Raw genomic sequence first — 6,455 nt, 5'->3', positions numbered from 1 at the left:
TGCAATCACCTTCGCCTTACAGTGCTTTGCTATTGGCAGTGAGAGATGGCCTATGCCCGCGAACATATCTACCACGAGTTCGTTTGGCTTTGCTATACTCGCCATCCTCACCCTTTCCTTGACGTTGGCGGGAGAGAACATTATTCTTGAGACATCGAGCTTGTAGAGGATGCCGTTCTCTTTGTGAACCGTTACTGGGTCATGCCCATAAATTATCTCGTAGTGGGGCTCTCTAAACTCCCCCAAAATCCAGCCTTTCCTGAGAACGGTCTTAACCTCGAGGACTTCAGCATAGACTTTTGCTATCTCATACTTATAGGGGAGGAGTTCTTCCCTAAGAGGAAGGATTAAAACATCACCAATCTGAACCCAGTGCTTTGGTAACCTATCAACTAAGTCACCGGGCAGTGTTTCGCTTAAAATCTTCTTTATACGTGGCTTTATTACTCTGGTGCTTCTCCTACTCATCACGTAGGAGTTTAGGAGAAACTTTTTAAACATTTTTACTCTCTCGTCATTTCGGCAAAAAGCGATGAGAAAGGCTTAAAAGGACTTGAGATAAGGTATAATATGAAGACTTACTCGGAGGTAGAAGAGTACTATGGAGGATGAATCCTCGAGTTTTGGTGGCGGTTCTTGGTTTAACAAGATATTTAAAAAAGACTCTGGAATCTTGGAGCAAAAAATAACCGAGGACTCCTATATGGAGTTCAAAAGGCTTTTAATGAGGGCAAACCCAGAGGTCAGAGGTGATGAGCTGATTTTGAAGCTTCCTAAAGGGAAGGTGGTGCTGAGCAGAACAAAGCTCAAGATTGTCGCTCCCAGCAGGAAGGATGCGGAGAAGATTTTGAGGAACCTTCATTACTACTCCTTACCTCCCGGGCTCTGGCCTTCCTATGGCTTGAGCTATTCAATAAGAAGGGGCAGCATGAGAATACGGGGCTGACCCCTCCTTTTATTCCCCAACGGTAAAGCTTATAAACAAACTTCTTGAATATGCCTTGTGATTAAGCTCATCAGGTGAGGTGAGAGTATGACAATCTGGCAAGGAAGATCATTAAAGAAGCCTTCGGGTGGAAAGATTATACTCGCTAGGAAGAAGAGAAAGAGAGAATTGGGTAGAGAACCCGCTATGACAAGAGTAGCGGATGAGGACAAGAAAAAGATAATACGAACATACGGAGGAAACAGGAAGGTTAGGCTCGTCGAAGCTGCCTATGCAAACGTTTTTGAAGCAGGAAAAGGAAAGAAAGTTAAAGTCTTAGGAGTCGCCGATAACCCTGCCAACAGGCAGTATATCAGAAGAGACATCATAACAAAGGGTGCAATAATCGAGACCGAGGCAGGAAAGGCAATAGTCACTTCAAGACCCGGGCAGGATGGCGTTGTTAACGCTGTTTTGATTAAGGAAGAGAATGCTTGATTCTCCTTTGATACTTTCTGACTTTTCTAACCACTCTTTTAAGGGATAGAATAGAAAAGGTTTTATTTTATTGCTATAGATTACCCAGGGGGTGAATCTCATGAAGTCAAGGATTAGCAAGCTTCAAGAATACATTTCCAAGAATGAAATGGACGGCGCTTTAATAACAAGAAAGGAGAACTTGTTTTATTTTACAGGGAGCTCACTGGTTTTGGGAGGATATCTACTCATAACCCCGCATGATGCAACTTTTTTTGTTCCCGAGCTGGAATATGAGGAAGCCAGAGAAACATCCAAAGTTCCTGTGGAAAAATTTAAGAAGCTTGACGAACTCTATGAGACTCTCAAGCGATTTAACGTCCTAGGAATGGAAGGCTCAACAAGTATCTCCTTCAGCAACAGTTTAAAGGAAAAATCAAAGATAGAGGAGTTCAAGTTTCTGGACGATGTGATAAAGGAACTCAGAATCATCAAAACTCCCGAAGAAATTAAGGTAATTGAAGATGCATGCAGAATAGCAGATATGGCAATGATGGTCGCGCTGGAGGAGATAAGCGAGGGGAAAACAGAGAGAGAAATTGCCGCGAAGATGGAGTACGTCATGAAGATGAACGGAGCGGATAAGGTGGCTTTTGATACCATAATTGCAAGTGGAAAGAGATCAGCACTCCCTCATGGAGTGGCGAGCGATAAAAGAATAGAAAAAGGAGATTTAGTCGTTATCGATGAGGGGGCGTTTTATAGACATTACAATTCTGATATGACGAGGACAATAGTGGTTGGAACTCCAAATGAGAGACAGAAGGAAATTTATGAGATAGTTCTTGAGGCACAGAGGAAAGCTGTTGAAGCTGCGAAGCCGGGAATTACAGCAAAAGATCTAGATAAGATAGCGAGGGATATCATCACAGAGTACGGTTATGGCGATAAATTTATACACTCATTGGGACATGGTGTTGGTCTCCAAATCCATGAATGGCCCAGGCTCAGTCAGACAGATGAAACCGTGCTCCGGGAGGGCATGGTGGTTACGATAGAACCTGGAATTTACATTCCAAACTTTGGGGGCGTGAGAATTGAAGATACCATCGTGATAACCAGCAATGGTGCAAGAAGACTCACAAAAACTGAGAGGGAACTTATTTGACGAATTTCTCGTTTACGGTACCTTCTTTTGTCATTTTTTAGGCGATTTCCGGGGTCAGATTTATAAACGCTACCTCATATTTCACAACGGGTGATGTTTATGCCAGTTTATGAGTTGAATGGAAAGAAACCTAAAATTCATGAAAGCGCCTTTGTGGATGAGCTCGCTTCAATAATCGGGGATGTTGTAATAGAGGAGAAAGCAAGTGTATGGCCTTCAGCCGTTTTGAGGGGAGATATCGAACAGATTTATATAGGAAGTCACTCAAATGTTCAGGACAACGTTAGCATACACACATCACACGGCATGCCAACAATAATAGGGAAATACGTCACAATAGGACACAATGCAGTCGTTCACGGAGCTAAAATAGACGACTACACGATTATTGGAATGGGAGCGGTTGTTCTCGATGGTGCAAAGATAGGGAAGCATGTAATAGTGGGTGCAGGTGCTTTGGTTCCACCGGGAAAGGAGATCCCCGACTACAGCCTTGTGGTAGGAGTTCCAGGAAAGATCGTTAGACAACTGAGCGAGCAGGAAATTGAGATGACCAAAAAGAACGCCGATGTTTATGTTGAACTTGCTGAAATGCACCTTGCAAAGAGGAAAAAGATTTAATGCCAACATTTTTAAATTCTTTTCTCTACCTCTTAATGGTGGCATTAAATGAACGTGCTCTACAAAGTGATATCCAGAGTCCCGAGGATTCTCTTCAAGCCAGTATACGACCTTTATGAGGAGTACCTCTTTGAGAGGGTCAAAGCGAAAGGAAAAATGCCAAAGCATGTTGCAATAATCATGGATGGAAACAGAAGATGGGCACGCAAGCTTGCAAAGCCTCCCTGGTACGGGCATCTTTTTGGCTCCAAGACCCTAGAAAACATAATGGACTGGTGCAGGGAGCTCGGAATAAGGAGCTTAACGGTTTATGCCTTCTCAACGGAGAACTTTAAAAGAAAGCCTGAAGAGGTAAACGCTCTCATGGATCTCTTCGAGCAGAAGTTCAAAGAGGTCGTAGAAGATGAAAGGATCCATAAATATGGTGTTCGGGTCAATGTAATCGGAAGGAAGGAGATGCTACCAAAAAACGTCCGTGAAGCAGCTGAAGAAGCCGAAAGAGCCACCAAAAAATACAGCAATTACTTCCTCAACATAGCCCTCGCTTACGGCGGAAGGAGCGAGATAGTAGACGCCGTAAAGGAAATTGTGGACGATGTCCTGAACGGCAACATAAGAAAGGAGGATATAAATGAAGAGCTCCTCAAGAGGTATCTCTACATCCCCAACATGAGTGATCCGGACATAGTCATAAGGACAGGTGGAGAGGTAAGGATAAGCAACTTCCTCATATATCAAATCGCCTACAGCGAGCTCTTTTTCGTTGACGTGTACTTCCCCGAGTTTAGAAAGATAGACTTCTTGAGAATAATAAGGGAATATCAAAAGAGGCAGCGGAGATTTGGACGTTAAGCCCTCTCCATGAGAGCCCTCATATGAATTTCAGCCGTATCGAGAACTTCGACGCTAACGTCCTCACGCTTTATTGCCAGAGGAATCTCCGTGCATCCAAGGATTACTCCTTCAATGCCCTTCTCAACATAGCGCTCTATGAGTTCTACGAGATAGGGCTTGCTTCTCAGATTTTCAAATGTGAGTTCCTCAAAAATTATCCTTTGAACTTCCTCTATTTCCTCCTCGTTCGGTACTAAAATTTCAAAACCCTTCTCCTTGAGCGCCTCTTTGTAGAAGGGCATAGTCATTGTGGTCTTTGTTCCGAGAAGGAGAAGCCTTTTTAGCCCTCTCTTTTTTGCTTCCTCTGCAACGGCATCTATTATGCTAACCATCTCCACATTAACTGCCCTCTGAACTTCCGGGAACACCATATGCGGAGTATTTGCAGAGATCCCAATTATCTCCGCACCTGCCCTCTCAAGAGCCTTTGCGGCTTTTATCAAAATCTCTTTTCTGCCTTCCCATTCTCTCGGATTCTCCATAAATTCCTTGAAGTTTATGCTGTAAATAATAAGCTCGGGGTAAAAATAGGGTTCGAACTTCTCTCTCGAGATTTCTATGAATTTTCTGTAGTAGTAGAGCGTCGACTCCGGGCTCATCCCACCTATTATTCCTATCTTTTTCATGAAATCACCAAAAAATAATAGAAGAGAAAGTTTAAGAGGCTTTTCACTCCTGTTTGGATACGGTTAACCTTCCTCCCGTTTGAGATGCACATCGAGCTGTGGGAATGGAATCTCTATTCCCTCTTTGTTATATGCATTGTATATTCCCTTTGTCAAATCACCCTTCACCGTCCAATAGTCCTCTGTTTTTGTCCATGCCCTGAGCTGGAGATTTATGGATGAATCGGCAAGTGCTGTTATGGCAACGCTTGGGGCGGGATCCTTCAGAACGAGAGAATGATTTTCCATTAGCTCCATTGCAATCTTAATTGCTCTATCAAGATCAGTCCCGTAGGCAACACCAATATCCACATTCACTCTTCTGGTGGGCATTCGCGTATAGTTAACTATTGAACTTCCCCAAATAATCCTATTTGGAATGGTTATTAGGACATTATCGGGTGCTAAAAGCATCGTTGACATTATACCAACACTTTCAACTTTTCCCACATACCCCGCAACACCAACCACCTCACCCTTGTCTATGGGTCTAAGAGCAGCTATCCATACCCCTGCTGCCAAATTAGTGAGGGTATCTTGCATTCCAAAGCCCAATACCAAGCCTATTACCGCAGATAAGCCCAAAACCACTGAACCCGTTTGCACTCCAAGTGCCCTAATTGTGAGGAGTATCACGGCTACATAGAGGAAAGTGCTTAAAAATTTGCCCAAGAATTCCACCACGAGCTCAGGAAGCTTTGTTTTCTTCAATCCTTTCTTAAAGCTCGCTACGACAATTTTTGTTACAACCCATCCCACAATTAAAATTACCAAAGCAGTTATTATCTGAACAGGGGTTATGCCAATATAGGGTATGGGATTTTCCAAGTTCAAATTTATCACCTTAGAATGTTTGCAAAGAAGAGTATTTAAGTATTCGGAAGATACTACAAAAGTGGTGAAAAAATATCATAGAAGCTTCAATAGCCTGTCCCAAATCTTCTCTGCCAGCTCGCGCTTGCTCATCAGCGGAAGCTTTTCATAGCTCTCTCCCGTAATCCAGTAGACTTCGTTCACTTCACTTCCAAAGGCCACTTCTCCCCTGTTGGCAATTACAACGTCGCTTTTAGCCTTCTCTATCTGTCTCCTCGCCTGAGCTATTAGCTCCTCTTCGCCAACGCCATATTCTGCTTTAAAGCCTACCAAGAACACGTCTGGAGCAATCTCCTTAACCCTTTGAATTATCTTTGGCGTTGGCACAAGCTCAAGAATTAGCTCCTTTCCGCTCTTTATCTTCTTCTGGGCTTTTTCTTTTGGAGTGAAGTCGCCCACAGCAGCTGCCAAAATCACAATATCATATTCTCTTCTCTTAAGCTCACTTTCAATTACTTGGAGCATCTCTTCAACCGTCTCGACTTCAATTTGGTTCTCAACAAAGCTCGGCACGCTTCCCTTGGTTTTTATTAAAGTAACCTCAGCACCTCTGAGCTCCGCCTCTTCCGCCAAAGCGACCCCCATTTTTCCGCTGCTCTTGTTTGTAATGAAGCGTATGGGGTCTATGTACTCCCTTGTTGCACCAGCCGTTATAAGAACTTTTTTTCCAGTCAAATCCTTTTTGTGGAGCTTTTTAATGACGTAGTAGATAATCTCATCAATGCTCGCAACTTTAGCTTTTCCCTCCTCAAAGCGCGGCCCTATGAACTCCACTCCAACTCTCTTAAGCTTTTCAATGTTCTCTCTGACTATGGGATGCTCGTACATTGTT

At 43.4% G+C, this 6,455-nt stretch carries 9 protein-coding genes; 5 read left to right on the top strand and 4 right to left on the bottom strand.

What is annotated here, in order from left to right:
- On the bottom strand, window positions 1–468 hold a 468-nt coding region (locus tag ACXJGZ_RS07815; protein WP_498049466.1), incomplete at its 3' end, for a class I SAM-dependent methyltransferase family protein.
- A gap of 205 nt (window positions 469–673) precedes the next feature.
- On the opposite strand from ACXJGZ_RS07815, the gene ACXJGZ_RS07810 reads away from it, so the two are divergent.
- The 5 genes from ACXJGZ_RS07810 to uppS all read left to right on the top strand — a co-directional run bounded on the left by ACXJGZ_RS07810 (window position 674) and on the right by uppS (window position 4,043).
- Window positions 674–946, top strand: coding sequence for a hypothetical protein (locus ACXJGZ_RS07810; protein WP_366515047.1), 273 nt, complete (start codon window positions 674–676; stop codon window positions 944–946).
- Window positions 947–1,033: 87 nt separating this feature from the next.
- Window positions 1,034–1,423, top strand: a complete 390-nt coding sequence (locus ACXJGZ_RS07805) for a 30S ribosomal protein S8e (RefSeq protein WP_456398946.1) — start codon at window positions 1,034–1,036, stop codon at window positions 1,421–1,423.
- Window positions 1,424–1,523: 100 nt separating this feature from the next.
- Entirely contained in the window at window positions 1,524–2,570 is a 1,047-nt protein-coding gene (gene pepQ / locus ACXJGZ_RS07800) for a Xaa-Pro dipeptidase PepQ (RefSeq protein WP_293254808.1), read from the top strand.
- A gap of 99 nt (window positions 2,571–2,669) precedes the next feature.
- A complete protein-coding gene (locus tag ACXJGZ_RS07795) occupies window positions 2,670–3,191 on the top strand; it encodes a gamma carbonic anhydrase family protein (RefSeq protein WP_456321915.1) in 522 nt (173 codons plus the stop codon).
- 54 nt (window positions 3,192–3,245) lie between these two features.
- Window positions 3,246–4,043, top strand: coding sequence for a polyprenyl diphosphate synthase (gene uppS, locus ACXJGZ_RS07790; protein ID WP_456326651.1), 798 nt, complete (start codon window positions 3,246–3,248; stop codon window positions 4,041–4,043).
- Here the strand turns inward: uppS and ACXJGZ_RS07785 are convergent.
- The 3 genes from ACXJGZ_RS07785 to coaBC all read right to left on the bottom strand — a co-directional run.
- Window positions 4,040–4,711, bottom strand: a complete 672-nt coding sequence (locus tag ACXJGZ_RS07785; protein WP_456326643.1) for an aspartate/glutamate racemase family protein — start codon at window positions 4,709–4,711, stop codon at window positions 4,040–4,042. The two genes, uppS and ACXJGZ_RS07785, sit on opposite strands and share 4 nt — an antisense overlap.
- 63 nt (window positions 4,712–4,774) lie before the next feature.
- Window positions 4,775–5,584 carry a mechanosensitive ion channel family protein gene (locus tag ACXJGZ_RS07780; protein ID WP_456398943.1) on the bottom strand — a complete coding sequence of 270 codons (810 nt, stop codon included), beginning with the start codon at window positions 5,582–5,584 and terminating at the stop codon, window positions 4,775–4,777.
- A gap of 75 nt (window positions 5,585–5,659) precedes the next feature.
- Window positions 5,660–6,455 (bottom strand): bifunctional phosphopantothenoylcysteine decarboxylase/phosphopantothenate--cysteine ligase CoaBC (gene coaBC, locus ACXJGZ_RS07775; RefSeq protein ID WP_456398941.1); only part of this gene is annotated, 796 nt, incomplete at its 5' end.

Source organism: Palaeococcus sp. (in: euryarchaeotes) (genome assembly GCF_053987695.1).
This window is presented reverse-complemented; position numbering and strand designations above follow the sequence as displayed.